The organism is Nocardia sp. NPDC050799, from assembly GCF_040654015.1.
Taxonomy (GTDB): domain Bacteria; phylum Actinomycetota; class Actinomycetes; order Mycobacteriales; family Mycobacteriaceae; genus Nocardia.
This window is the reverse complement of the sequence record NZ_JBFAHF010000050.1, coordinates 14,720-40,306: the sequence shown is the minus strand read 5'-3', so window position 1 is coordinate 40,306 and position 25,587 is coordinate 14,720. Positions and strand designations below refer to the sequence as shown.

Here is a 25,587-nt window from a genome sequence, read left to right as displayed (position 1 = left end):
TTCCGAGGACTCAGCGGCGAGCACTTCGCAGCCCTCGATCACTGGCTGCGAGCAACCTGAGAAAAATGGAGATCCACAGGAATTGACAATAACTCGCAGTCGTGGTCGGTGTCCGGGTGGTTGACGTTGTGGGTCTCCACCGCTTCTCTGCACCAGCGTCGGAGACACGCTGAGGTTGTCGAAAACTGGAGGATTATGTCGGGTGGTTCTGCTTGGTGTTGAGGTGATCAAGATGCAGGCCGTCGTCGAGGTTCCGGTCTTCGATACGGAGTCGCCGCAGCCATGGCCCGTCGCGTCGGTGGCGGCGGGATCGTGGTTGGCGCTCGACGCCGGCTGTACTGATGAGGAAGTTGGGCTGTTTGTAGGCACTCTGGCTCACCGTCTCGATGTCGAGTCTCCGGGTGGGCGCGATGAGGTCGTAGCCAGGCTGCTCGCAGAGGAGATCCTCATCGTGGCTGGTGGTCTGCGGTTGCTCGACATGGTCACCGGGATGGCGGTGGTGCCGGGCTGCTGCGCCGGGCTCGAGGGTTGGCGCGATTGGGGGCAGGTGCTGACGGGCGGTTCGCCGTGGCTGGGCCATGACCCGTGGCCGGAAGTCGAGATCGGCAGTGACGGTGATCTGCGCGTGTGGCAGGCCGGCGGCGCGAACCGTCACCACGGCCGGTGGGCGGGGACAAGTGTCGTGCTGCCCAGGCTCATACTGCCTGACCTGCTGAGGAACGTGCGGCAGGACCTGGTCGGCTTTCTCGCTCTGGTGAAGCAGTGGACGGGGCGCAGCGGGTTGGGCGAGAACGGAACCGCTCTTGTAGAGGCGATCGACCGGAACTTCACCATTACGGCTCCGTTGGATCTGCCCATCGATTGAGCATCGGTGGATTTCGCCTCGGATGGCTATTGGGTCCGGGATCTGTGTGGTGATCCAGACCGGTGCATGGTCCTGCTCGGCGGCAACGGTCGCGATGGTGTTCATTGAGCCGACCTTGTGATGAAGCTGAAAACAGCGTTCGAGCGGCGATACCCACGCAGCACCCTGGAGTTCACCCGCGGCACCGATGTGGATCAATCCCCGGGTCGAGACCGAGCACCGTACCGGGCGTGGAACCGCCGATGTGCACATGACCTCCGACCCGGTCTGGACCGCCACCGCGGCCGAATCCGGCACCTATTCCGTGGAACCGGTCGGGCCGTCCTTCGCCGACCCGGCCTACGACCGGGAGCGCAGCGTCCGTGGCGACCGGTTCTTCTTGACCAGTGCCGCGGTCTTCGGGCTGGGCTGGAACACCACCGCGCTGCCGCGGGGGCTGACGACGCCGGCGGATCTGCTGGACCCCGCACTGCGCGGCAGGATCGGCGTGACCAACCCGAGCGGGTTCGCCGCGGTGGTGGACCACTATCAGTTCTTCGATCGCAACTGGGATCCCGACTTCACCGAGAAACTGGCCGCGCAGCAGCCGCGCATCTATCCGAGCGCGCTCGGTGTGGCGCAGGCGTTGAACTCCGGGGAGATCGTGGCGACGCCGATGGTGCAACCGCTGGTACGCGAGCAGGCCGCCGGGGCACCGGTCGACTGGAGACTGCCCGACCCCGCCTGGGGCACGCCGTGGTACAGCCATGTCCTGGCCTCGGCGCCGCACCTGAACGCCGCGCAGGTGCTCGCCGATTTCCTGGTCACCCGGGACGGGCAGACGGCGCTGTCGACCGGCTATGCCGCCGCCCTGCCCGATACCGAGGGCGCCGTGGCACGAGCCCAGGACGTCCCCTTTCCCGATACCGCCGCGCTCGCCCCGGACGCCGTCACCCGGTACCAGCAGACATGGCAGAAGATGTTCCAGCGCTGATCACCCCGGGTGAGCCGGCTCTCGCAACACCGGGCGGCACGCATCGGGCGCTCGGACAGTACGCGCTGGGGCGGCGATCGCCTCGGGCCGTGTGTCTCTCCGGCCGACCCCGGTGGCGGCCGGAGAGACACACGCGGGTTATCCGGGAGCCGGATGGTGGTGGTCCCGCGGCGGGGTGAGTTCGTCGACCACCACCAGGTTCCCACCGGACTGTTTGGCCCGGTACATGGCGGCGTCGGCGGATTGCAGCAGCCGATCCGGCGTCGGGCGCGGGCACCCGGGACAGGTCGCCGCGTCGAAGACCGCGACACCCACACTCGCGGTGACCTCCACCGCGGTCTCCGGGGGGTCGGCGACCGCGCGGCGCAGACGTTCGGCCTCGGCGCGCGCGGCCGCCGCGTCCATCGGCGCGGCCACCACGAACTCCTCGCCACCGGTGCGCGCCACCACCGCCGTCTCCCCCGCAGCGGCGTGCAACCGCCGGGCGGTCCGTACCAGGACGGTATCGCCGACACGGTGCCCCCAGGTGTCGTTCACGCTTTTGAACCGGTCGAGATCGAAGCTCATGACGCAGATCGCGGGAAACCGGTCGACCAACAGCGGCAGCCGGATCTCCAGACCCCGGCGGTTCAGCAGTTCGGTCAATGGATCCAACAGCGATTCGGTGCGCAACAGCCAGTACAGGATCTGCAACGCGGGTAGCGCGCTGACCACCGAGACGAACAACAGCAGGCCGACCGCGCAGGCCAGCCGGATATCGCCGCCCCCGGTGGCGATCCGCACCGAGAACACGATCACCGACAGCAACGACCACACCGAATGCGCTGCCAGGGCCCGCGCACTGTGGAAGAAGCCCAGGTAACTGCCGGTGACCACGAGCAGCACCGCACCCATCGCCCCGAACAGCCGATCCGGCACCTGGAGGAACTCCATCGTGAACAGCACATCCGCGCCGCCGATCAGCACCAGCGATTCGGCCTTGCTCGGCCAGGCCAGCAACCACCAGCGCAGGGCCCACAGCGTCCCGCACAGCACTCCGAGCGTCGAGGCGATGCCGGGATCACCGGCCGGCCCCACCGGTGTGCCCGCGATCACGGCGCCCATCACCGCGATCGCCGCACCCGCGACGCCGATCAGCACTTTCAGTGGGCCCAGCGCCGATCGCGCCGCCAACGTGCGCACCAGCCAGCCGTAATCGACCGGGTCGTTCCACCAGGCCCGCAGTGTCTTGCTGTCATTCATCGACTCACCCTTGGTCCCGACCGCGTTGCCCACCGTAGCCCGTACCGGCCGGCGGAATTCCCAAAATTCGACCGGCTGGTCCGGGGCAGTTCAGACCGGACATTATTCCCCGGACCGGAACGGATGGAGCAGAGACATCGAGGTGTTGCACGCGAGCCGGCCGGCGCATCGGCCTCCGGCGCCTCCGGCTCCGCCCGCTACCCCGGGGCCGGTTCCGGCTCGAGAGTCCCGGCAACGGGCGCATTCACCGCATATCCGGGGTCCGGGTACCGGTGGACGGGACGGCGTCTCTTCCGGACGGTCGATCGCCGGTCGCCGTGCTCGACACCCGGCAACCACCCGATCTCGTCGCGGCCGAGGCGTTGCGCCAGTGGCACGATAGCGGGCGCCGCCGGCGGTGGCCATGAGCAACCCGGCGCCGCGTTACCGAGGACCGCCTACCGGCAGATCCCGGTCATCTCCCCCGGCAGCTCATAACCCGCGCGCATGAACCGTTCGCGCAGTTCGTCGGCGGAGAACAGGTAGAAGAGCATGACCACATCGGCCTGTTGGCCCGCGCGATAGCGGCCGATATCGTCGCCCTCGGCTTCCAGTATCCGGTCCAGCCGCTGGATGTTGCCGTATCGGCGCCGGTAGCGCCCAGTCCAGCTCCCGTAGCCGCTCGTAGCCGTCGAACTGGCTGATCACCCCGTCGTGGAACGGCACGTACATCCGATGGGCGACCTCGCGTCACCGGTCCGGCTCCGCCGGACCCACGCCGAGCCGTTCCAGTAGTTCGGCGCGGACGCGGGGCGCGAGCGTAGCGAGTGCTTCGAGCGCACAGGTGATGGTCCAGGCAGCCATGACATTGGTGTAGGCGTTGTTTCCGCCGGAAATCGACTTTGGTCTCTTCCGGCCGGGACCAACGCCCCCATCGTCCGCGGGGTCCGCGCTTTAACCTCGCAGTATCCGGAGGAACCGGAGCGGCGGAGAAACCGTGGCCGGTAGCCGAGCCCGGATTCCGGAGCCGATGAGCGAGAAGGTGAGCCCACCGTGAGCACACATACCCGAGAGCCCGTGGTCGTCGGTGTCGACGGCTCGGCCGCGTCGTTCGCCGCCGTCCAGTGGGCGGCCCGGACAGCGGCAGGCCACGGCGACCCGCTGAACCTGGTGTACGCCGTCGGGGCGCCGCTGGATTTCGGGCCCGGGCTCGGGGTCGTCGCCTTCGACAATCAAGCGCTGCGAGCCGACGGCGAGGCCGTGTGCGCCTCCACCGCGAAGATCGCCCGCGAGATCGCCGGTGAGCTGGAGATCACCACGACCGTGGTCGATCCGGACCCGGCGCCCGCGCTGATCGAGCGATCCCGGGCCGCCCGCCTGGTCGTGGTGGGCACTCACGGCCGTAGCGCGATCGGGCGGGGGCTGCTCGGTTCGGTGAGTACCTCCCTGGCGCGACACGCGCACTGCCCGGTCGCCGTGGTCCCGCAGAGCTACGGTGAACACGGCGACCGCCCGGGCGCGCCCGTGGTGGTCGGGGTGGACGGGTCACCGCGCAGCACCGAGGCCGTCGATATCGCCTTCGACGAGGCGACGCGCCGCGGCACCGGTCTCGTCGCGGTCACCACCTGGTCGGAGTTCTTCCGGTACCTGTCGCGGCCCGAGATGCAGGAGCGGGCTCGCGTTCTCCAGGCCGAGAGCCTGGCCGGGCACACCGACCGGTACCCCGATGTCCCGGTGACCCGGGTTGTCGTCGAGGACCGGCCCGCACGGAGGTTGCTGCACGAAGCCGAGAGCGCGCAACTGGTTGTCGTCGGCAGTCACGGCGGCGGCGGTTTCGCCGGAATGAGCCTGGGCTCGACCAGCCAGGCGGTGTTGCACGGGGTGTCCGTACCGGTGATCATCGCGCGGACCCGCGCCTGAGCGGACGGTCACGAGCCGGCGGAGCACGGCCAGGAAGGCACGGACCGCCCGCCGCATCGCGCACTGCTTCCGACTCCGGAGGCCGGAAATCGCCCTCCGGAGTCAGGGCAGTAGCACGGCGGCGCCGTCGAAGCGACCGTGCGCGAGATCGGACAGGGCCCGGTCGGCTCGCTCCAGCGGGTAGGGATGGGTCGTCACCCGCAGCCGATGGCGCGCGGCGAAGGCGAGGAAATCGCGGGCGTCGGTGCGCGTATTGGATGTGACGCTGCGAATCTGCCGTTCGCGGAAGAGATGGCGTCGATAGTCGAGCGGGGGGATATCGGTGAGGTGGATTCCCGCCACCGCCAAGGTCCCGCCCGCTCCGAGGGCCTCCAGCGCCGGCGGTACCAGCTCGCCCACCGGTGCGAACAGAATGGCCGAATCCAGCGGTTCCGGTGGTGGATCCGCGGCAAGCTGTACCGACGCGACACCGAGCCCGAGCGCGAGTTCGCGCGCCGCGGCGCCGCGGGTCATGACATGGACGCGAGCGCCGCGGGCGAGAGCGACCTGAGCGGTCAGGTGGGCGCTGCCGCCGAATCCGTAGATACCCAGTACCCCGCCCTCGGGCACGAGGGCCCGGGTGAGCGCCCGGTAGCCGATGATGCCCGCGCACACCAGTGGCGCCAGCTCCCGGTCCGCGTACCCGGCCGGCAGCGCCAACGCGAAATCCGCCGGAACGGTGACATATTCGGCATACCCGCCGTCCGCGTCCCATCCGGTGTACCGCGAGTCCGGGCACAGGTTCTCCGCATCTTGCCGGCAGAACTCGCACACACCGCAGGTGTGCCGCAACCACGGGATCCCGACGCGATCCCCCACGGTGAAGTCCCCCCGTTCGGCGGGGGCGACGACTTCGGCGACGACCTCGTGACCCGGTACGACATGCGGCCGGTGCACGGGCAGATCGCCTTCCACCACGTGCAGATCCGTACGGCACACACCGCAGGCCAGCACCCGGGCGAGCAGCTCGCCCGAGCCCGGTCGCGGAAGCGGATCCCGTCGGGCGATGATCGGTTTCCGGTCGATACCCCTGGGCACGTCCACCCGCCACGCCCGCATGGTCACCGGGTTCACACCGGGACCTCTTCGATCAACCTCGTCCCGGTGACCAGGGTGGGTTCGATACCGATGACGACGCCGCTGTCCGGATCTCCCCAGGGGCCGAGCCGCCGCGCGTACTCCGCGGCGAGTTCAGCGGCGATGACCCGCCGCGCCGGCCCGGTGACCAGCACCGACCAGCCGATCCGCCGTACCGGGTCGATCTCGTCGGCGTGATAGGCGACGATGGCCGGGCGGTCGAGCGCCGCCCGGGCCAGCCCGGCGAACGGCTGGGTCCGCACGATCACCTCCCCGCCGTCGCCGATGAGATGATTCACCGGCCGCACCGCGGGCAGCGCGTCGGCGGTGAACACGATGCGCCCGAACGGGGCGGCCGCGAGCAGGCGCAGGGCTTCGGCGCGCTCCAGCGGCACGGTTCGCCGCGGAGCTCCGCCGCAGCCCGGGGCCAGTTCGGGACCTATCACCTCGTTTCCCCGCTTCCTCTGTCGGCACCTCCCCTCAGATCACCACCACGACAAGGAAAAAGACAGGGCCGAATGCCCTCTGCCACCGCTCACCAAGTACCTTCCCGGCGCACCGCGGCGGCGGGAAGGTAACCGGCAAATCCGAACACCACTTCCCCGCCTCCGCACCACGGGAACCCCATCCCCTCGGACGAGGCCGAATGTCCCCGGGACAGGAGCCGAGCGACCCTGGGGGCACCGGGCCGGCCCATATACCGTCGAGGGATCGTTGCGTGCAGCGAGACGAGGAAGTGAGTGCGGCGCCCGCGTCACGACGGCGAGAGTTCCACCCTGCTCCGGCATATTGATTGCAGGGCAACCGACCTCAGCTCACGGCCGATATCGCACCACAGAAGCTCGGTACCCCACGTGTGGCGAAGAACCGTTCGAGTTCGGCCACTATACGATCGCCGATGGCCGAAACCGACCAGACCCCGGCAGTCAGAGCACCGAGGTGGAGGCACTTGTCGACCGGGTACGCGATGCACCGGAGTCGAAAAGGCACAGCACGGCCGGGCTACCGACGACGCGGCAGTGCCTCCACCGCCGGTCCGTCACTCGGGTGTCTGTGCTCTGTCACCCCAGCCATGCCATCACCGGCAGCTGCCCTCCATACCCTCTAGCGCAGCAACCTGGACAACTTTTCTGCGAAGCAGACAATGGCGCGTTCGCCCTCCTCCAGCACGCCGGCCAGCAGAAAGAAGCTATGCGGCATCCCTGCATACTCGCGGAGCTCGGACCCGACACCCGATGCCTCCAATTTGGCGGAATAGCGCCGAGCATCATCTGACACCGGATCTACCTCCGAGCTGAAAATAAGCGCGGGAGGAGCTCCCGCCAGACTTTCCTTCATCAAGGGTGATGCGGCCGGGGACCGTCGAGCTTGTACATTCGGAAAATACTGATCGATGCACCATTCGAGAACAGGGCGTGGCAAGATCGGCGCCTGACTGTATTGCTCGACAGAAGTACTGGTCAGGGTCGCATCGAGCACCGGGCACAGCAGCCCTTGCGCCTTCACCATTGCACCGTTGGCGCGTTCCCGAATGCCTACTGCGGTCGCCGCCGCGAGCATCGCTCCTGCCGAGTCACCGGCAACCGCCAGTGCGTCGCTGTCGATACGCAGTTCATCGGAGTGATCTGATACCCAGTGGAAGCATTCCACCGCATCGTCGTGAGCGCTGGGAAAGGTCGCTTCGGGAGCGAGTCGATACGCGATAGCGATAACACTGAACCCGCCCCGGATACTCAACTCCCGACACAACCTGTCATGTGATTCGAGACTACCTCTGACGAATCCGCCACCATGAAAGTAGACCACGCCGGGTACGGCACCTACCGCGCCTTTCGGTCGATAACTGCGCGCCCTTATAGCCCTTCCGGGGAGGTGGATTTCGAAATCTCTCACTTCGCATTCAGAACTGGGGTCACCTGCCAACGCGACCAACTTCTCACCAGCCGATCTGTACGAGGCAATCGATACGTCCCAGGGTTGTGCTGGTGGGTTTTTGGAAAGTGAGGCGAGCAGTTCTCGCACTTGAGCATCTAATTTACCCATTACCGAACCGCGCGATCGTCCACGCGGCATTTACCCGCTTCCTGCAGCATCGTCATCAGTCCTTATTGAAGTCGTGGCCCCCACAGCCTCGGCGCCTGCAGCGCACGGGAGTGAAAGGATTCTGCACGCCCTATCGGTGATTGTCAACACAGTGTCGTCCAGCGTTAAAGCCCCTTGCGACACTGGCCGCCACCGCAGCGTAGACAGCCCCTAGCGGCAGATTCCAAGACTCTGGACACACCGTTGACTTTCATCAACGGTGAGTCTAGTCTCACATCTATCAGCCAGATCTCAACTACTCGCCACGGCGGGTGAACGAAAGGACCACCATGACCATCGAGTCCGGTGTCGATCAGATCCAGCCGTCGACGACCCGAGATGGAGAAAGTTATGTCTCTCACCGCGATGATGTGCATTTCACCATGACCGGCGATTTCATGACCGGTGTGGATTTCTGGATTCATGCGACCGGAGAAACTACCCAAGGTCAGCTGATCGTCATCGAGACGAACTGGGTTCGTGGAACCGAACCGGTTTGGCATATTCATCACCGCGAAGAAGAAGGCTTCTTCGTGATGAGCGGTGAAATCAAGATTCACACTGAGGCAGGGTCCTACAGTGCGGGCGCCGGACAGTTTGTGTGGGGACGCAAAGATCAGCGGCATACCTATGAGGTCGTCGGAGAAGAGGCGAGGATTCTCGTCGTGTTCGTGCCGGGGCCGGCGGGAAGTTTCGAGCCCGGCGGCGGCATCGACAAGTACTTCTACGAAGCTCGCGATCGAGAATTGCGCACTCCGGAACAGCTCGCGGCAGAGGTGGAGAATCTCAAGACCAATTACGGCCTGGAAATGTTTCCCGAGCTGCCCCACCCGCGGGAGACACAAGCCTGATCATTCGAGCAACACTTCGCCACTTCGCTGATTTGGAGTATCTGTGACTACCAACGGTGTCCATCTAGAAACCGTTCCGCACTGGATCGACGGCGCTTCCGTGGGTTATGCGAGCGCGACAAAATCGGAAATCGTAGACCCAGCGACAGGTCATGCATTGCGGACGGTCGAACTGGGCGGCGCTGACGTGGTCAACGAGGCTGTTGCCAGCGCACAAAGCGCAGCGGAAGCGTGGGCATCGACTCCGACCCCGGCTCGGGCGACGATTCTCCTGGCATTTCGCGCACTTCTGCTGGAACACACCGAGGAGCTCGCATCTATTATCACCGCGGAGCAAGGAAAGACTCTTGCCGACGCGAGGGGCGAGGTGGCCCGCTCTGTCGAAGCCGTCGAGGTTGCGACGTCTGCAGTTCAACAACTCAAAGGTGAGTTCGCAGAACAAGTCTCCAGAGGTGTCGACACATACTCCTTCCGTCAACCGCTAGGAGTGTGTGTCGGCATCACGCCGTTCAACTTCCCCGTTATGGTGCCGGTATCGATGTTCGCAGCAGCGATCGCGTGCGGCAACTCGTTCGTTCTCAAACCCAGCGAGAAGGTGCCATCGGCTTCTGTGCGACTGGCGCAACTTTTCGCCGAAGCCGGCCTACCCAACGGTGTCTTCAACGTCGTACACGGAGGAGTCGACGCAGTAAACGCGCTGATCAGCCATCCTGACGTCGCCGCGATTTCTTTCGTTGGCTCCACTCCGGTCGCCCGTGAGATCTACCGCCGCTCAGCCGAGGCCGGCAAGAAGGTGCAGGCACTGGGCGGGGCGAACAATCACTTGGTCGTGATGCCCGACGCCGACCTGGACGCGGCAGCGGATGCGTTGGTATCGGCGGCATATGGCGCTGCCGGTCAGAGGTGCATGGCGGTAACCGTGGCAGTGGTTGTCGGCGACGTTGCCGACCAACTGGTTGCCGAGACCGCGCATCGAGCCGATGCCTTCCGTACGGGGCCGGGAGACGCGGATGGTTCCGATATGGGGCCACTCATCTCGGCGGCCGCCATCGAACGAGTCCGCGGCGCCCTTGATGCGGCTGCCGACCAAGGCGGAACCGTCGTCGTAGACGGTCGAAAGTACAGCACCGAGGCCGCAGGGCACTTCATCGGCCCAAGTCTTGTCGACCACGTCCGGACAGACAGCGACCTCTACAGAGAAGAGATCTTCGGCCCGGTCCTCAGCGTGGTTCGCGTCGACGATCTCGAGGAGGCTCTTCGCGTCGTCAACGCGAGCCCGTACGGAAACGGCGCGTCGATCTTCACCGCGAGCGGAGTAGCAGGTCGCCGGTTCGCCCACAATGTACGAGCAGGAAGCGTCGGGATCAATGTCCCTATTCCGGTGCCGATTTCGTGGTTCGGGTTCGGCGGATGGGGCGACTCACGATTCGGTGATGACGGGCTGAACTATGACGCCTATCGTTTCTACACCAAGGCAAAGGTGATCACCCAGCGTTGGACCGAACCTCGCCAGGGTGTCGCACCGCATTTTGTTGCCGCCGGAAGTCAATGACGATGTCGAAGCTTTCATGGGATTCGGCTATCGGGGCTGAAGGGCAATTCCCGCGTCTTGATCACGTAGGCATATTGGTTCGCGATATGGAACACACGCTGGCCCAGTGGCAGAGCAGATTCGGGGTTTCTGTCGCATCCACGTTCGAAGCTCCCTCGCTCGATATCCGTGCAACTTTTCTGGCCCTGGACGCGGCAAAAATCGAGCTGTACACCATCGATGAGCCGAAGGCCCTCGACCGCGCGCTCGGAGGTGCATCGGCGAAAATAGATCATATCGCTCTCCGGTTCGGTAAGGCCCTGAGCGACGTCGAACTGAGCGGATGCAGTATCCGAGGACCCGGCCGGTCCGATCCGATCAGTACACCATTTCAGATCGCCGGCTCGGATCATGTCTGGACCGAGCCTCCTGGAATCAATGTTCTTTTACAGCTGATCACTCCTACCGACATCGCATTATAGTCGTTCGGAGCTGTCACCATCACGTAGTCTTGATCGTTGCATTAGCAATATCTGTACGCATCGTACAGAGATAATCACAACGCTTCGGTGCACCGGGTTATAGCGACCCTGCACAACAGAGGTTGTTTACGAAAATCCCACTCAAAGAGGAGAATATAATGGGAAGAATGGATGGAAAAGTTGCCCTGGTGACTGGAGCGGCACGTGGCATGGGGCGGGCGCACGCAGTCCGCCTCGCCGAAGAAGGGGCCGACATTCTTGCCCTCGACTGCCCATCCGACACCGGTCTCCCCTATCCCACTGGATCGCCTGAAGATCTCCAGATCACCGTCAAAGAGGTCGAGGGATTGGGTCGGCGTATTATTGCGCACGAGGGAGACGTCCGAAAGCAATCCTCGATCGATAATCTGGTCGCTGACGGCGTGAAGGCATTCGGCGGTCTGGACGTTGCCGTCGCAAATGCCGGTATCTGGACAGTTCGCCCGTTCGCCGATATTCCTGAAGACGAGTTCGCGGCAGTCCTCGACGTCAACATTACCGGAGTATGGCGAACGTTGAAAGCTGTCGCACCGGCGATCAAGGCGCGGGGTGGTGGATCGATTGTGGTCACATCCTCCGGAAACGGCGTAGAGGGGTCGCCGCACTATGTGCACTACGTCGCCTCGAAACACGGCGTTATCGGGCTCGCCAAGAGTGCGGCACTCGAGTTCGGGCAGTACGGAATCAGGGTTAACATTCTTCTGCCAGGGCCGAGTGACACTCCTGCGCTCGATTGGCAGGGCGGATATGATCTCTGTTCCGGTAAGGGCCCCGGGCAGGGGGTCAAAGAGGATCTCCAAGGTGCAAAGTACTGGTCCGTCCTACGCGACGTCGGACTGCTCCCTCCGCGCGCCATGAGCGAAGCCGTACTATGGCTGGCATCCGACGAGTCACGTTGGACAACCGGACTGGAGATGCTCGTTGATGGCGGACACATGCTTATGCCTGGATTGAACATGGCGAAGATGGCTGCCGATCAACAGCAGTAAGGTCACTCCTCCGCCGAATTGCACAGTAAAAGAATTTCGCCGGATTCAGCATTGTGCACAACAGCGATAGCCAACTGAATATACATACCAATCGCAGCGAACCGCTCCTTCGGAAGTCGGTTCGCTGCGATCGATCTATTCGAATCGGCGTTGCCGGGAGCCGAAACGTCCGCTCAGGTATTTTTCGAGGTTCCCGCGTATTCGAGGCCGAACACTGTTCTCAGCCACATGGTCGTAACCGTCTCGACCATATCTTCCATGCGGATCGCGTTCGCGCTGCGCATACTCATGACACCGAGGTTTCTCTCACCCATCCACATAAGCGCTGCCGCCAGCGAGCGGGCCGGCGGCCCGTCGATAGCCACACCCGCGGCTCTGTCGCGCTCGATAGCGGCGGCGGCAGCATCGATGAATCCACCCAAGATCTTGTCCCACTGCGCCTGTAAGGCAGGTTCCGCCGCCGCGGCATCACCGACTTCGCGAAGAATGTGACCGTGCCGCTCCCATACATCTATAACTTCCGAGACCGCGTGCTCTATCGCAACCTCTGGCGAAACTCCGGCCGGCCGATCGAAAATCATTGCGGATGCTTTGAAAACATCGTCGGTAACGCTCGACAGAAGCGCCGAAAGCACCTGCCATTTGGATTCGAAATAGAAATAGAAGGAGGATCGCGACAATCCTGCGTTCTTGGTGAGATCATCGATCGAGACCGTACGCATCGACTCGGTGCGCAGTGTTTCATAAGCGCCCTTGAGGATCGCCTGCTCTCGCATGTCACCCTTGAGATTCCGCCTACCGGCCCGGGGTTCGGTACCGTTGAGACCATTCGAGAACGAAGCCGCCATGCCCCTATCGTAGTGACAGGTCCCCGGTAACGCGACAACGCACCTTCAGAGTCGGATCGTTGTCATCGCAATTCGATTGGTGAGTTGTTGCACCCCGGGATCGCTGGCAATCTACAACTGGCGCCGCCAAGAGCTGACCGATACCGGTCAGGGGCGGGACCGGCCTACGCCGAGCACGCGGGACTGTCCGCCGCCAAACGGCGGATCCTGGAGCTGGAACAGGAGAATACGACCCTGAACCGGCCCGCGAGCTGCTGATGGAGGAGCCCGACCCAGAGGCGATACGCGGTCATAGCCACGATGGCCGCCGAAGTCATGCCTATCCAGTAGGCCTGCCGCCTGCTCAGGGTATCCGAGTCCAGGTATCACGAGTGGAAACACGGCGACCGAGCTCGCGCTGCGCCATCGATCGGAGATGTCCGAACCGTCACGGGCATGGCAACGGACCGCCAATCCGGACCATTTGACGGAAGTTCAATATGGACCACCCGGTCGGTTGGGTCGGTGGTTTCAGTCTTCAGTTGTGCCGGCGGTGGGGACACAGCCGAGGCGTCGCAGGTAGCGGGTCATTTGCGGCGGCCGTACATCGCTTCGGGTGTGCCCTGCAGATCCCGCAGGGCGTTCTCGACCTGGGCGTCGGTGATGTCACGGTCCGAGGCGGCTCCACCGGGGCATCTTCACTTGGCGCACCGAGTCGAACAGGGAATCCGGCGTCTGTTCCAGCGAGCCCAGGACATGCCGCACCGCAGGGTCATCCGTATCCGAGAAGACGGTGCGCAGCCGCTCGATCCCGGCGACGTGGTGCAAACCGGCGCCCACCAGCCTCAGCGGGGCCCGGCCGCTGTTCCGGATCCGGGAAGTCCGCGCAGACGGGTGTCGCGTCGGGGGCGCTGACGACTGCAGCACGCACGAAATGACTACTTAACTATGTTGATCTCCGATGCTGACATCGGTGCCTTAACTTTGTTAAGGTGTCAACTGTGACAAAAGGAATCACGCGGGAGCGGATCGTGGCGGCAGCACTCGAACTGCTCAACGAGCACGGCATGGACGCCCTCACCGTCCGTGCGCTCGCATCCCGGCTCGACGTGAAGGCCCCCGCCCTGTACTGGCACGTCCGCAACAAACAGGAACTGCTCGACGAAATGGCCACCTTCGTCATGCGCCGCGTCACCGACGCCCTCGCGGCGATCCCGCGCGGCGGCGACTGGCGTGACGCCGTAGCCGCCTACGCCCGCGTCCTGCGGTCGGAGTACCTACTGCACCGAGATGGGGCGCGCATCTTCAGCGGCACGCGTATCGCCGACCCCGAAGTGGTGAAAGCGAAAGAAGGGTGGCTCGAGCGATTGACTGCGGCCGGGTTCTCACTGGCCGAAGCAGACGACACCCTCGATCTGGTCACCGCCTTCGTAGTCGGCTTCGTCATCGAAGAGCAGGAACGCAGCCCGTCCGCCGGCGCCGACCCCGATCGATACTCGCTCACCGGACGTGACGCGTGGCTCGGCGAAGGCGCCGAACTGGCCAAGGCCGCCGGACATCTCCGCGACGACGGCGACCCGAGATTCGAACGGCAGCTCGGCGTTCTCCTCGACGGGCTCGCGGCCCGGCTGCCCTGACGACCGGTCAGCCGTTCCGACCTCACAGGCGGCTACACCGGGGCCGGAGAACTCCGCGCGCACCGGCGCGACATCGGACGTGGTGACGACCGCCGCCCGCACCGCACCGCGCACCCTCCTTATCTGAGTTCAGTCGACCGATTGCCACTTTCCTTAACTTTGTTAATGCGTTGACCTCGGGAAGCGAATCACCCGGGAACGGACCGTGGCGCAGCGCTGTAACTGCCCGACCATCGCAAAGGAGCTTTCGTGAAAACCATGCCGGACACCGGCCTGCCACCGGGCACGACACGGCACAGACGGTGGAACAAGCGCCTCGCCGCACAGATCGCCGCACTCCTCGTCGGGAATCTGATGGCGGATACCGTGCTCGTGGCGCCGCTGCTGTTCCTCCCGCAGATGCTCGAGCACTTCCAGACCGATCAGGCGGCCTGGATCAGCTCCAGCGCGGTACTCGCCGGTGCGCTGTGGGCCCCGCTGCTGGGCCGGAGCGCCGACCTGCGCGGCAAACGCCGAATGCTCGTCATCACGCTGCTCATCGGCTGCACCGGCTCCGTGATCTGCGTGATGGCTCCCAACATGCTGATTTTCACCCTCGGACGTCTCACCCAAGGCGCCGTCATCGCGTCGGTCTTCCTTTCCGCGGCGATCGTCCGCGAACTCTGCGAACCACGGATCGCGATGCCCGCGGTCGGGATCGTCACCACCGGCACAGCAGTGCTCAACCTCGGCGCCGCCTTCCTCTACGAGAATCTGGTCGCCGAGTTCGGCTTCCGAATCATCTTCATAACGGCCGCCGCACTCGGCGCCACCGCCGCCGTCGCCGTGCGCGCCGTCATCCCCGAATCCACGACCAGGACGCCGGGCCGGCTCGACGTCGGCGGGGCCCTCCTACTGGGCGCCGGCCTGGTCACGGTGCTCGGCTACATCAGCCTGGGGCCGGAGATCGGCTGGTTCGGTGTGATCCCGTTCACCCTCCTCGGCGCCGGTCTGACCGCGCTGGCGTACTGGGTACGGCACTCCCGGCGGGCCGCCGATCCCGTGATCGACATCAGCGACCTCGGGCGGCCCCTCCTGCTCACGCTGCTCGTCATCGTGCTCGCTACGGGTGCGACACAGAGCATGGACCAGCTCCTCAGCCTGATCGCCCAGGTCTCGCACGAGCAGCGGCTCGGTTACGGGCTCGACGCCCAGGGCATGCTGGGGCTACTGTTCGGGATTCCCGCCGTCGGGGTTGTCGTCGGTGGAGTGCTCTCGGGCTGGCTCGCGACCCGGATCGGACCGGCGGCCACGCTGGCCGCCGCCACGACGGTCGGCACCGCCGGCGCCGCCGGAATGCTCACCGGGGCGTCCTGGCTGCCCGCCGCGATCGCCTGCTCCTTTCTGCTGCAGTGCACGATGGGTGCGCTCCTGACCACCGGATTCAACCTGGCCGGGTCGCTCGTGTCGGCCGATCGTCAGGCTGCGGTCTCGAGCATGGTCTCGGTCGTGGGCGCGTTCGGCTCGGTGGTCATGACGTTCGTGGGTGCGGCCGTGCTCTCGTCCACCCAGACGATCATCGACGGGACGGCAGTGAACTCCGCGACGGGCGTGTACAGCTACATCGCGATCGCGACCGCCACGCTGACGACCGCCACCGTGCTCGCCGTCGGCCTGACCCGCCGACGACCGTCCCGGTTCACCGTCTCCGATGGCCGGCCGTGCTCATAAGAGCGGTCAGCCTCGCTGACACCGCCATATAAAAACCACACGCCCGCAACTGAGAGCATCGGTCCGAGAACGACGAAGCACCCAGCAGGGTCATCTCCACTCAGCCAAGAGCGGGACCGCTTCGACTCTCGCTTGATCGATGCAGAAATACAGGCTGCCGCGTTCCCATCTCGGACGTACCCGGAGCACGTCGAAGAGGGAACGGCAGGCAACCAACCGAGCGCGTCGTGACGCTCACCACCCACGATTACCAGGCATTTCCAGTTGCCCAGTGTGGTAGCCGTAGCACGCCTTGCCGACGTTGTAGCCCTGATCGGTGTGGGTCTCGAACCCGTCGCGAGCCCGCTTGCTCATGTCCAGCGCGTACCACTCGGCTATCTGGAGAAGATGCTGCAGCTCGAGGTAGCCATCCCGCCGCTGTCCGCTCCAGACGCCGACACCTGGCCGAACTGCGACTCGACACCGAACAGTTCGCCAAGGTTCTGGACGAGACCCTTCGCGGCGGCGGGTCTTTCCTCCGCCGTTCGACGTCGCCGTCGCGGATTCCCCGCCTGACGAACTCGCTTCAGTCCCTCTTGCTCGCGGCGGCGGCCGGTGGCACGACCTCGACCACCGCGCCGGGCACCACTTCCGACGCCGGCCCGCGCGGGACAGCCGCGAGATCCGCACCAGCACGAACGCGAAGATCCCGGCGCCCAGCACGCCGACCACCGCCGTAGCCGAGTAGCGCGTCGGATCGGTCGCGGCGGACTGGCGCCGCTCCTGCTCCTCGATGACGAAGCCCACGACGAATGCGGTGACCATATCGAGGGCGTCGTCCGCGTCGACGGGCTTCCAGCCGTCTCCGGCGGGACCGCGGCGAAGGCGCTGCTCACGCGGCGCATGACCTCGGTGGCCATCTCGAGCAGCTCCCGCTTGTTGCGCACATGCCAGTAGAGGGCGGGGGCGCGGATGCCCAGCCGGGAGGCGAGCGCGCGAACAGTGAGGGCGTCCATGCCCTGGTCGTCGAGGAGCTCGAGCGCCGCCGTGATGATCCGCTCCCGAGTGATGCCCTCGGCCATATTGACAACTTAACATTGTTAAGGAATGCTGACCACAGCGTTGAACTTAGTTAAGGAGAATCTGATGCGTGCTGCGGTCGTCACCACCCCCGATACGTCACCTGTCTGCAGTGACTTCCCCGAGCCGACGGTCCCACCTGGTCACGAGCCGCTGCACCTCGTCGGTGCCGGCCTGCACAACATCGTTCGCGGGCTGACCACCGGGCGGCACTACGGCCAAGGGCAGATGACGTATCCGCTGGTGCCAGGCATCGACGCGGTCGCTCGCACCGGCGACGGGCGCCTGGTCTACACCGGATACGCGCGTCCACCCTTCGGGACGATGGCCGAGCGGCTGGTCGCGCCCTTCCAGGCGGAGGTCCCGGCGGGAGCGGATCCACTCGCGATCGCCGCAGGCATGAACCCCGGCCTCTCGGGCTGGATGGTCCTCACCGCGCGACGCAAGGAAATGGGGGCGTTGGGCACCGTACTGGTGCTGGGCGCCACGGGGATGTCGGGCAGCCTTGCCGTGCAGGGGGCGTTGGCGCTCGGGGCCGAGCGGGTCATCGCCGCCGGGCGCGATCCGGAGGCGCTGGAGCGGCTGCGTGGCGCGGGAGCGACGACCGTGTCGCTGGCCCACGACGGACCCGACGGCATGGAGAAGGCCCTGGCTGATGCGGTATCCGAGGCGTCGCCCGGTCTCGTGCTGGATTACCTGTGGGGGCCCGTCGCCGAGGCCGCCTTCGCCGTGCTGGGTCGCAGCGGCGCGGACACCGAGGCGAACACGGCCTACGTGCAGATCGGCTCGCTCGCGGGCTTGGAGGCGTCGCTGCCCGCGGACCTGCTGCGCAGCCGGCGGATCCGGATCACCGGGAGCGGCGTCGGATCGCGGTCCGCCGAGGAGATGCTCGCCGAGGCGCCCGAGGTCATGGCCCGCTTCGCCGACGGGTCCCTGCAGCTGCCCTACACCGCGTTCCCGCTGAGCCGGGTCGGCGAGGCGTGGGCACACACCGGCCGCAGCCGCGCCGTCATCGTGCCGGATTGAGCCGTCCATCCATCAGAACGTGATCGGAGAGAGGAAAGCCATGCAGAAGAGGGCACTAGTGGTGGGGCTCGGGATCGCGGGGATGTCCGCGGCCATCGGGCTGCGCCGGGCCGGTTGGACGCCGGTGATCGTCGAACGAGCAGCCGAGCGTCGGACGGGGGGCTACTTCATCTTCATGTTCCCGGAGGGTGTGCAGGCCGCGGCCGACCTGGGGATCGCCGACCACCTGCACACCCGCAACCCGGAATGGCGACCGGGCGGGAACTCGTGGTCGGTGGATCGCCGGGGCAGGCGGAAGCCGGCTCTGGGATTGCTGGACGCGCCCAGCGGGCTGGCAGCGGTGCTGCGCGGCGACATCGAGGCCGCGTTGTGGCAAGGCATCACCGGCAACGGGACCGAGGACGCGGTCGAGGTGCGGTTCGCGACCACTCCGGTCGACATCACCGAGGGCGCCGGCGGGGTGCGGGTCCTGCTCGAGGACGCCGGCACCGGGAAGCAGTACCGCGAGGACTTCGATCTCGTGATCGGCGCGGACGGGATGCGCTCGAGCGTGCGCCGGATGGTGTTCGGTCCGGACGAGGACTACCTGGCGAACTGGAAGGCGATGATCTGCGCGTTCCAGATGAAGGAGCAAGTGCCCTCCTACGAGGCGAGCGACAGCATCATCGTCTCGCGCCCCAAGCGTGCGATGTGGGTGTTCGGACTCGCCGACCACGCGCCCTGCGCATGGCTGACCTACCGCACCGACGACATTCCGGACCGGTTCGCCGGGCCGTCGATCGAGCAGGTGCGCGCGGCTTTCTCCGGGATGGACGACGACCCCGTGGTGCGCCACGTCCTGGACTCCCTGGAGCAGGCCCCTGACCACGTGTTCGACTCGATCCACCAGGTGAAGATGCCCCGGTGGAGCACGGGGCGGGTCGTGCTGGTGGGGGACGCGGCCTGGTGCATGAACACCTACTCGGCCATGGGCTCCTCGTCCTCGCTGCGCGGCGGCGCCGCACTGGGCGTGGCCCTGCGGGAGCACCCCGACGACCTCGCCGCCGCGCTGGACGCCTGGGAGACCGGCCTGCGTCCCTACATCACCAGCCAGCGGCGCTCCGCACGGATCAAACAACAGCGGTTCGTCCCGTCCAGCCGCCCGGTCCAGGTGCTGGTTTCGGGCGTTCTCGAGCTGGTCCGCAGGGTCGTCCACCGCCGGCTGGCAGCGGAGTTCACCGCGGCGGCGGCCGCTGCCCCGTCCGGCGCGACGCGGTGACGGCCATGCGGAAGAGGGCGTTGGTGGTCGGGCTCGGGATCGCGGGGATGTCCGCGGCCATCGGGCTGCGCCGGGCCGGTTGGACGCCGGTGATCGTCGAACGGGCGCCCGAGCGGCGTACCGGGGGCTATTTCGTCGGGCTGTTCCCGGAGGGTCGGCAGGCCGCGGTCGACCTGGGCATCGCCGACCACCTGCACACCCGCAACCCGCAACGGGCGGCCCGCGCGAATTCGTGGTCGGTGGATCGCCGGGGCAGGCGCAGGCCGGCGTTGGGATTCCTGGATCAGCCCGGGGAGCCGGCAGCGGTGCTGCGCGGGGACATCGAGGCCGCGCTGTGGCAGAACATCACCGGCGTCGAGGTGCGGTTCGGGACCACTCCGGTCGCGATCACCGAGGGTCCTGCCGAGGTGCAGGTTCTGCTCGAGAAGGCCGACACCGGTGCGCAGTACCGCGAGAGCTTCGACATGGTCGTCGGCGCGGACGGGATGCGCTCGAGCGTGCGCCGGATCGTGTTCGGTCCGGACGAGGACTACCTGACCACGTGGAACGCGATGATCTGCGCCTTCCAACTGAAGGAGCAGGTGCCGTCGTACGAGGCGAGTGACAGCGTCATCATTGCGCGCGCGAAGCGGGCGGTGTGGGTGTTCGGGCTCGCCGACCACGCGCCCACCGCGCTGCTGACGTACCGGACGACAGACATCCAGGAGCAGTTCAGCGGGTCACGGGTCCAGCGGCTGCGCTCGGTCTTCTCCGGAATGGACGATCCCGTGGTGCGGCACGTCCTGGACTCCCTGGAAGAGGCCCCTGACCACCTGTTCGACTCGGTGCACCAGGTGCGGATGCCACGGTGGAGCAAGGGTCGGGTCGTGCTGGTGGGGGATGCGGCGTGGTGCATGAACCTCTACTCGGGCATGGGTGCCACGTCCTCGCTGCGCGGCGGCGCCGCACTGAGCGCGGCCCTGCTGGAACACCCCGACGACCTCGCCGCCGCGCTGGACGCCTGGGCGACCGGCCTGCGTCCGTTCATCACCAAGCACCAGCGCACCGCGCGGCTCAAGCAGCAGATGTTCGTCCCGTCCAGCCGTCGGGCCGAGGCGCTGCGGTCGGTCCTCCTCGGTCTGGTCCGCAGAATCCGCGGCCGCCGGCCGGCGACGGAGGCGGTCGGTCCGCGGACCCGGGCGCTGTCCGGCACGTCGCGGTGAGAACGATGGGGATCTTTCAGCCACCCAGGGCTTCCGCTTGCGGCCACCGCGGGTCGTACGCGGCCCAGCCGGGGTCGCCGTGGGTCGCGAAGGCGACCCAGGCGCCGTGCACGCGGGCCGCGAGCCCGGCGGGCGCCGGGTCGGGACCGAGCAGACCGGCGTCGCCGTGCAGCCACGGTTCATCGGCGATGTCGAACACGAAGGGCAGCTCGACCGTGTGGGTGGCGCCCAGCCGACCGTCCAAAGCCGTCGAGCGGTAGCCGAACGAGTACACGTGGGTGCGGCCACCGGACAGCCGGGCGTGGGCCTCGGTCATCCGAGCGGTGCCGGCCCCGAAGAGGCCTTCGCCCAGCACCGCGGAGCGCAGCTCGCCCGGGGTCGCCCCCGGCCGGGCCGCCCGATGAGCCGCGACGACGGCGGCGGGGTCCGCGCCGACCTTCGCCGCGACGGCGAGCACATCATCGTCCGTGGACGACTCCAGCTTGCCCTGCGGTACCAGGTAGAGATGGCCCTCCTCGGTGTTGGTGCCGATGAGCAGGCCGACCTCTCCGGCCGGCCCCTCCGCCAGGGCGTCGGCCGGCTGCACGGGCAGGACCAGGGAGAACGGGCTCAGCTCGACGAGTGGGTCCGTGGCCGTCGCGGTCCGCAGGTCGATCCCCGCGAGATCCGGCAAAATCTCGAGAAACCTCTCGTCCGGGATCTCGGCGAAGGCCTCCGCTGTGGGCGGCACGCCCAGCGCCCGGGCAGCCGCCGCGGTGACCCGGTGCGCCTGCTCGGGGGTGAAGGCGCCGGTGCCGGTGCCGCTCTGGACGATCGCGCGCCGGAACAGCCCCTTGGCTTCCGGCGTCGCCAGCAGGGCTCCGGTGATGGTGGCACCCGCGGACTGGCCGAACAGCGTGACGTTCGCGGGATCGCCACCGAACGCAGCGATCGTGTCCCGCACCCAGCCGAGCGCGGCGAGGACGTCGAGCAGCCCGCGGTTGGCGGGGGCGCCGTCCAGGTCGAGGAAGCCGGGGATGCCGACGCGGTAGTTCACCGTCACCAGCACCACGCCGTCGCGGGCGAACGCCCGGCCGTCGTAGAGCGCGGCGCGGGTGGAACCGGTGACGAACCCGCCGCCGTGTACGAAGACCATGACCGGCCGCTTCCCGCCGTCCGCGCCGGGCGTGCGGACGTCGACAGTCAGGTATTCCTCGCCGCGCACCCAGCCCGGGCCGAAGTAGGGGGTCATGTCGAGCCGCCCGAAGTCCCGGGCCGGCTGCGGCGCGGTCGGCGACGGTGCGGTGGCGTCCCGGACACCGGACCAGCCCGGGTGGGACGCCGGTGGCGCGAACCGGCCGGCGCCCCTGGGTGCCGCCGCGTACGGGACGGCGCGGTAGAACTCGCCGAAGCGGTCACGAACACCGCGCACGGCGCCCGCCGGGGTCTCGACGATCGGATTTGCCTGCTGGGGCACGGGAAACGCTTCCTCTCTCGGGTTACTGCGGGGCAGGGGCCGGCCCCACCGGCTCAGGCGATGCGGGAGAAGCCCGCCCACTCCTTGATGGCGAACTTCGACCCGTCGCGCTCGACCTCGGCGCCGCCCTGGCCGGCGAGGTGAGCGGGGAAAACCAGCGCGTTGTCCTCGGCCGCGCGGCCGAGGAGCTTGTGGCGGGTCACCCGGGCCTCGGCCGGGTCCTCGCAGAAGCAGGAGTTGGTCTCCGGCTCCACGAGCTGTAACGGGGTGTGCACCAGATCGCCGACGAACAGCGCGCGGTCGCCGCCCGACTCCAAGGTCAGCACGGACGACCCGGGGGTGTGGCCGGGCGCGAGATCCAGCCGGAGGTTCCGGTCGATCCGGTACGAGCCGTCCCACAGGTGGATCAGCCCGGCCTCGTGCACCGGAGCGACGCTGTCCTCGAAGACGTTCTGGTTGCCGCGACCCAGCAGCGGTTCGTGGTTGTTGGCCGGATTCCAGAAGTCGAAGTCCTGCCGCGTGATCAGGTACGTCGCGTTCGGGAAGGTCGGCACCCAGGTCCGGCCGTCGAGGTAGGTATTCCAGCCCACGTGGTCGATGTGCAGGTGGGTGTTGATGACGACGTCGACGTCTTCGGGCCGGACACCGGCCGCGGCGAGGTTGTCCAGGAAGTTCGTGTCCAACCGGTTCCAGACGGGCGCGTAGGGGCGGTCCTTGTGGTTGCCGACCCCGGTGTCGACGAGGATGGTGCGGCCTTCGCTGCGCAGCAGCCAGGTCTGGATGGCCGAGAGGCATTCGCCGGTGCCGGTGTCCAGGAAGTCCGGCGCGAGCCAGCTCCGGTGCTCGTCCCAGGCGCCGTCGGGGCTGTCGGGAAAGAAGTCCGCGGGGCCCATCTCGACGGAGCCGTAGTACTCCTTGACACGGGTGATGGTCACGTCACCCAGCTCGATCTGATCCATGATCACTCCTCGTGAATCGGGGGCGGCTGCCCTGGCCAGGTCGAGCCTGATCGTGTCCGCGCGCGGCAACCAGCCCCGCCTTGTCCTACCCCCGGCAGGGTGTGGCTGGGCGGTGCCGTTGGCGTGGATAGTGGAGTGATGGACGGACCAAGCCCGCTCGGCGACTTCTTGCAGGCACGGCGGGCCAGGCTGCGCCCGGAAGACGTGGGTCTCCACGACCTCGGGCCACGCCGACGGGTGGCGGGGCTGCGCCGGGAGGAGCTGGCGCAGCTGGCAGGGGTCAGCGTGTCCTACTACACCCGGCTCGAACAGGGCCTGTCCCGTGGCGCGTCGGCGGAGGTGCTCGCGGCGATCGCCGGCGCCTTGCTGCTCGACGAACATGAGCGGGACCACCTGGAACGCCTCGCCGGGGCCTCCCGCCGGGTACCGCAGGCGCGAAGGCCCCGCCCCGAGAAGCTCGCCGACGAGACGCGGGACCTGCTGCGCTCCTTCGACGGCGTCCCGGCGCTCGTCCTCGGCCGGCGCACGGACGTGCTGGCGTGGAACCCACTCGGCCACGCCCTGCTCGCCGGCCACGTCGACCCGCTGAGCCCGGAGGACCCCGCGCGCCGGCCGAACATGAGCCGGATGCTGTTCCTGGACCCGCACTGCCGAGAGCTATACGGGGACTGGCGGCGCAAGGTGCGCGCGGTCGTGGGCAATCTGAGGATCGCCGTCGGCCGTCATCCGGAGGACCGGCTGCTCGCCGAGCTGATCGGCGAGCTGACGATGAAGAGCCCGGAATTCGTGGCGTTGTGGGGTGACCACCGGGTGACGCCGTGCGACGCCGCCACCTACGAGCTGCGCCATCCTGTCGTCGGCACGGTGACGGTCACCCAGCAGACCCTCGTCCTCGCGCGTTCGCCGGGGCAGTCCGTCGTGGTGTGCACGACGCCCGCCGGGTCACCGTCGGAGGCCGCCATGGCCCTGCTGCGGCAGGCGAGTGCGGTGGATCGGTCCGGCCGGAGCGGTGGACCGGCCCTGCCCGACCGCTCCACCGCCGCCCGGTGACCACCTCGTAGCCCGGCCTCAACGCACCGGCCTTGCGGCAGCTGCTCAACTGCGTGGCCTTGCGGCCGGCGACACGGCCTCGACCCGAACGCCGCAGCGCGCGGTCCCTACTCGAGATGGACCGTGGTCCGCAGAGGCCGCGTGTCGCCCTGGCCCCGAAGTGCCGGCCACGACCTCGCCCGCCCGCTCAGCGCCGGTCTTCGGGAACCGCGAACGAATCCAGCCCGAACCCGCGCAAGGTTTGCACGAGTTTCTCGTACTGAAAGCGGTTGTAGGCCAGCGGTTGCAGCAGCAACCGGTCGGGCAGGTGGTGCCATGCCCACCGCAGCAGCCGCACATAGATCGCGAATTCCCGATCGTGCCGCGGCTTCAGCTCGAAACCGGTCAGCTCCTGCACCGCCGGATGCATGGCCTTGGACGAACACACCTGGATCACATGCCCGAGCACCGGCCGGATCACCAGCCACAGCGGGGTCAGAGCCCGCCGGGCCAACGGCGACAACCTCGCGGTCGGCAACGGCAACTCGGTCAGGGCCGCGAATTTTTCGACCAGAAATGGATTCTCGGCCAGTTCCTCGGTCGCCAAGGTGTCGTAGTATTCCCGTGCCTCGGCCAGATCCGCGGGGAACTTGCCGGCCGCGCTGGGCAGTTCGAGATCCATGAAGATTCCGCGCAGCAGCTGATAGGCGGCTTCCTCTTCCTCTGGCCGCAATTCCGTGCCGGTGCAGTAGGTGAAGGTATTGAGCACCACGAAGATTCCGCTGACCGCGACCCATTTCCAGGTATAAGGAGTCAGCGCACTGTATTCCACCCCGCCGAATTTCGCCGAACCGGTACCATGCACATCACGATGCCGCAGTTTCAGCCATTCCGATTCGGCCCGGCGGTCGTCGGAATCACCCCACAGCGCGATCATCGCGGACGCACCACCGCGGGCAGTGCGATCGGTGAAGTTCTCCTCGAACCGGCCGGTCCGGTCCACCGCGGCGGCGACCGGAACCAGCGCCACCTCGTCGAAAGCGGCACCGGCGAAAGCACCGGCCAGCACACTGCCGGAATGTTTGCGGAACTCCCGTAGCACTTCGGGCCGGACACGGGGGTCGGCCTCGGCGGTGTGCGCAGTCGCGTGGGTCGTCATTTCGTCACCTCGTCATCTCGGACAGGAAGAAGAAATGATTTTCATCGGCAGTTTATCACCGCAGTTCCCGCAGTACTACGCCCGCGGCCGCCGAGCACGCTCGGCTCCGGCGGCGAGCCGACGAGCCGGCCCGGACTGCCGCGACTCAGCCCCTCGATTCGCTGTGTGTCGAGGTCAACCGCACCGGCTATCGGCA

At 66.9% G+C, this 25,587-nt stretch carries 22 protein-coding genes and 2 pseudogenes; 13 read left to right on the top strand and 11 right to left on the bottom strand.

The window, feature by feature from the left end:
- Window positions 1–202 precede the first annotated feature (202 nt).
- Window positions 203–865 carry a hypothetical protein gene (locus AB0H42_RS32575; protein WP_357062951.1) on the top strand — a complete coding sequence of 221 codons (663 nt, stop codon included), beginning with the start codon at window positions 203–205 and terminating at the stop codon, window positions 863–865.
- 108 nt (window positions 866–973) lie between these two features.
- Window positions 974–1,838, top strand: a pseudogene (locus tag AB0H42_RS32570) (substrate-binding domain-containing protein); the annotation flags it as partial.
- A 138-nt stretch (window positions 1,839–1,976) separates the two neighbouring features.
- Here the strand turns inward: AB0H42_RS32570 and AB0H42_RS32565 are convergent.
- Both AB0H42_RS32565 and AB0H42_RS32560 read right to left on the bottom strand, forming a co-directional pair.
- Window positions 1,977–3,080 (bottom strand): GGDEF domain-containing protein, encoded by a 1,104-nt coding sequence (locus AB0H42_RS32565; RefSeq protein WP_357062950.1) that lies wholly within the window; start codon window positions 3,078–3,080, stop codon window positions 1,977–1,979.
- Window positions 3,081–3,574: 494 nt separating this feature from the next.
- Window positions 3,575–3,944: pseudogene (locus AB0H42_RS32560) on the bottom strand (hypothetical protein); the annotation flags it as partial.
- A 168-nt stretch (window positions 3,945–4,112) separates the two neighbouring features.
- Here AB0H42_RS32560 and AB0H42_RS32555 point away from each other — a divergent pair.
- Window positions 4,113–4,979: a universal stress protein gene (locus AB0H42_RS32555; RefSeq protein ID WP_357062949.1), complete on the top strand. Its 867-nt coding sequence runs from the start codon at window positions 4,113–4,115 to the stop codon at window positions 4,977–4,979.
- A 102-nt stretch (window positions 4,980–5,081) separates the two neighbouring features.
- On the opposite strand, the gene AB0H42_RS32550 is transcribed toward AB0H42_RS32555, so the two are convergent.
- The 3 genes from AB0H42_RS32550 to AB0H42_RS32540 form a co-directional block, all read right to left on the bottom strand.
- Window positions 5,082–6,077: a zinc-binding alcohol dehydrogenase family protein gene (locus AB0H42_RS32550; protein WP_357062958.1), complete on the bottom strand. Its 996-nt coding sequence runs from the start codon at window positions 6,075–6,077 to the stop codon at window positions 5,082–5,084.
- A gap of 11 nt (window positions 6,078–6,088) precedes the next feature.
- The gene (locus AB0H42_RS32545) at window positions 6,089–6,538 is read right to left on the bottom strand and encodes a pyridoxamine 5'-phosphate oxidase family protein (protein ID WP_357062957.1); all 450 of its coding nucleotides are present in this window, start codon (window positions 6,536–6,538) and stop codon (window positions 6,089–6,091) included.
- A 661-nt stretch (window positions 6,539–7,199) separates the two neighbouring features.
- Window positions 7,200–8,138, bottom strand: coding sequence for an alpha/beta hydrolase (locus tag AB0H42_RS32540; RefSeq protein WP_357062947.1), 939 nt, complete (start codon window positions 8,136–8,138; stop codon window positions 7,200–7,202).
- A gap of 329 nt (window positions 8,139–8,467) precedes the next feature.
- Between AB0H42_RS32540 and AB0H42_RS32535 the strand changes: the two genes are divergently transcribed.
- The 4 genes from AB0H42_RS32535 (at window position 8,468) to AB0H42_RS32520 (ending at window position 12,069) form a co-directional block, all read left to right on the top strand.
- Window positions 8,468–9,028, top strand: a complete 561-nt coding sequence (locus AB0H42_RS32535; protein WP_357062946.1) for a cupin domain-containing protein — start codon at window positions 8,468–8,470, stop codon at window positions 9,026–9,028.
- Window positions 9,029–9,071: 43 nt separating this feature from the next.
- Complete coding sequence (locus AB0H42_RS32530) at window positions 9,072–10,580, top strand: CoA-acylating methylmalonate-semialdehyde dehydrogenase (RefSeq protein WP_357062945.1); 1,509 nt, start codon at window positions 9,072–9,074, stop codon at window positions 10,578–10,580.
- On the top strand, window positions 10,577–11,041 hold the full coding sequence (locus tag AB0H42_RS32525) for a VOC family protein (protein ID WP_357062943.1): 465 nt from the start codon (window positions 10,577–10,579) through the stop codon (window positions 11,039–11,041). Before AB0H42_RS32530 ends, AB0H42_RS32525 begins: the two co-directional genes overlap by 4 nt.
- Window positions 11,042–11,199: 158 nt before the next feature.
- Window positions 11,200–12,069 carry a mycofactocin-coupled SDR family oxidoreductase gene (locus AB0H42_RS32520; RefSeq protein WP_357062941.1) on the top strand — a complete coding sequence of 290 codons (870 nt, stop codon included), beginning with the start codon at window positions 11,200–11,202 and terminating at the stop codon, window positions 12,067–12,069.
- 173 nt (window positions 12,070–12,242) lie between these two features.
- On the opposite strand, the gene AB0H42_RS32515 is transcribed toward AB0H42_RS32520, so the two are convergent.
- Window positions 12,243–12,917: a TetR/AcrR family transcriptional regulator gene (locus tag AB0H42_RS32515; protein WP_357062939.1), complete on the bottom strand. Its 675-nt coding sequence runs from the start codon at window positions 12,915–12,917 to the stop codon at window positions 12,243–12,245.
- Between the two features lie 645 nt (window positions 12,918–13,562).
- On the bottom strand, window positions 13,563–13,736 hold the full coding sequence (locus AB0H42_RS32510) for a hypothetical protein (protein WP_357062938.1): 174 nt from the start codon (window positions 13,734–13,736) through the stop codon (window positions 13,563–13,565).
- 161 nt (window positions 13,737–13,897) lie between these two features.
- Between AB0H42_RS32510 and AB0H42_RS32505 the strand changes: the two genes are divergently transcribed.
- Both AB0H42_RS32505 and AB0H42_RS32500 read left to right on the top strand, forming a co-directional pair.
- Complete coding sequence (locus tag AB0H42_RS32505) at window positions 13,898–14,533, top strand: TetR/AcrR family transcriptional regulator C-terminal domain-containing protein (RefSeq protein WP_357062937.1); 636 nt, start codon at window positions 13,898–13,900, stop codon at window positions 14,531–14,533.
- Window positions 14,534–14,791: 258 nt separating this feature from the next.
- Window positions 14,792–16,243: an MFS transporter gene (locus AB0H42_RS32500; RefSeq protein WP_357062955.1), complete on the top strand. Its 1,452-nt coding sequence runs from the start codon at window positions 14,792–14,794 to the stop codon at window positions 16,241–16,243.
- A gap of 234 nt (window positions 16,244–16,477) precedes the next feature.
- Here AB0H42_RS32500 and AB0H42_RS32495 read toward each other — a convergent pair whose 3' ends face one another.
- Window positions 16,478–17,047 carry a hypothetical protein gene (locus AB0H42_RS32495; RefSeq protein WP_357062960.1) on the bottom strand — a complete coding sequence of 190 codons (570 nt, stop codon included), beginning with the start codon at window positions 17,045–17,047 and terminating at the stop codon, window positions 16,478–16,480.
- A 321-nt stretch (window positions 17,048–17,368) separates the two neighbouring features.
- Between AB0H42_RS32495 and AB0H42_RS32490 the strand changes: the two genes are divergently transcribed.
- From AB0H42_RS32490 to AB0H42_RS32480, 3 genes are read left to right on the top strand one after another with little or no spacing between them, the layout of a single operon-like run.
- Window positions 17,369–18,328 (top strand): zinc-binding alcohol dehydrogenase family protein, encoded by a 960-nt coding sequence (locus AB0H42_RS32490; RefSeq protein ID WP_357062935.1) that lies wholly within the window; start codon window positions 17,369–17,371, stop codon window positions 18,326–18,328.
- 40 nt (window positions 18,329–18,368) lie between these two features.
- On the top strand, window positions 18,369–19,586 hold the full coding sequence (locus AB0H42_RS32485; protein WP_357062934.1) for an FAD-dependent monooxygenase: 1,218 nt from the start codon (window positions 18,369–18,371) through the stop codon (window positions 19,584–19,586).
- Between the two features lie 5 nt (window positions 19,587–19,591).
- Window positions 19,592–20,788, top strand: a complete 1,197-nt coding sequence (locus AB0H42_RS32480; protein WP_357062933.1) for an FAD-dependent monooxygenase — start codon at window positions 19,592–19,594, stop codon at window positions 20,786–20,788.
- A gap of 16 nt (window positions 20,789–20,804) precedes the next feature.
- Here AB0H42_RS32480 and AB0H42_RS32475 read toward each other — a convergent pair whose 3' ends face one another.
- Window positions 20,805–22,244 carry a carboxylesterase family protein gene (locus AB0H42_RS32475; protein WP_357062932.1) on the bottom strand — a complete coding sequence of 480 codons (1,440 nt, stop codon included), beginning with the start codon at window positions 22,242–22,244 and terminating at the stop codon, window positions 20,805–20,807.
- A gap of 53 nt (window positions 22,245–22,297) precedes the next feature.
- A complete protein-coding gene (locus tag AB0H42_RS32470; protein ID WP_357062930.1) occupies window positions 22,298–23,203 on the bottom strand; it encodes an MBL fold metallo-hydrolase in 906 nt (301 codons plus the stop codon).
- Between the two features lie 138 nt (window positions 23,204–23,341).
- Between AB0H42_RS32470 and AB0H42_RS32465 the strand changes: the two genes are divergently transcribed.
- A complete protein-coding gene (locus AB0H42_RS32465; RefSeq protein WP_357062929.1) occupies window positions 23,342–24,253 on the top strand; it encodes a helix-turn-helix transcriptional regulator in 912 nt (303 codons plus the stop codon).
- Window positions 24,254–24,440: 187 nt separating this feature from the next.
- On the opposite strand, the gene AB0H42_RS32460 is transcribed toward AB0H42_RS32465, so the two are convergent.
- A complete protein-coding gene (locus AB0H42_RS32460; protein WP_357062928.1) occupies window positions 24,441–25,391 on the bottom strand; it encodes an oxygenase MpaB family protein in 951 nt (316 codons plus the stop codon).
- Between the last annotated feature and the right edge of the window lie 196 nt (window positions 25,392–25,587).

Coding starts and splice junctions, on each gene's coding strand:
- AB0H42_RS32485 (WP_357062934.1), top strand. CDS start 18,369: ATGCAGAAGAGGGCACTAGTGGTGGGGCTCGGGATCGCGGGGATGTCC.
- AB0H42_RS32540 (WP_357062947.1), bottom strand. CDS start 8,138: ATGGGTAAATTAGATGCTCAAGTGCGAGAACTGCTCGCCTCACTTTCC.
- AB0H42_RS32535 (WP_357062946.1), top strand. CDS start 8,468: ATGACCATCGAGTCCGGTGTCGATCAGATCCAGCCGTCGACGACCCGA.
- AB0H42_RS32520 (WP_357062941.1), top strand. CDS start 11,200: ATGGGAAGAATGGATGGAAAAGTTGCCCTGGTGACTGGAGCGGCACGT.
- AB0H42_RS32500 (WP_357062955.1), top strand. CDS start 14,792: ATGCCGGACACCGGCCTGCCACCGGGCACGACACGGCACAGACGGTGG.
- AB0H42_RS32525 (WP_357062943.1), top strand. CDS start 10,577: ATGACGATGTCGAAGCTTTCATGGGATTCGGCTATCGGGGCTGAAGGG.
- AB0H42_RS32470 (WP_357062930.1), bottom strand. CDS start 23,203: ATGGATCAGATCGAGCTGGGTGACGTGACCATCACCCGTGTCAAGGAG.
- AB0H42_RS32480 (WP_357062933.1), top strand. CDS start 19,592: ATGCGGAAGAGGGCGTTGGTGGTCGGGCTCGGGATCGCGGGGATGTCC.
- AB0H42_RS32465 (WP_357062929.1), top strand. CDS start 23,342: ATGGACGGACCAAGCCCGCTCGGCGACTTCTTGCAGGCACGGCGGGCC.
- AB0H42_RS32460 (WP_357062928.1), bottom strand. CDS start 25,391: ATGACGACCCACGCGACTGCGCACACCGCCGAGGCCGACCCCCGTGTC.
- AB0H42_RS32490 (WP_357062935.1), top strand. CDS start 17,369: ATGCGTGCTGCGGTCGTCACCACCCCCGATACGTCACCTGTCTGCAGT.
- AB0H42_RS32550 (WP_357062958.1), bottom strand. CDS start 6,077: ATGCGGGCGTGGCGGGTGGACGTGCCCAGGGGTATCGACCGGAAACCG.
- AB0H42_RS32515 (WP_357062939.1), bottom strand. CDS start 12,917: ATGGCGGCTTCGTTCTCGAATGGTCTCAACGGTACCGAACCCCGGGCC.
- AB0H42_RS32565 (WP_357062950.1), bottom strand. CDS start 3,080: ATGAATGACAGCAAGACACTGCGGGCCTGGTGGAACGACCCGGTCGAT.
- AB0H42_RS32495 (WP_357062960.1), bottom strand. CDS start 17,047: ATGGTCACCGCATTCGTCGTGGGCTTCGTCATCGAGGAGCAGGAGCGG.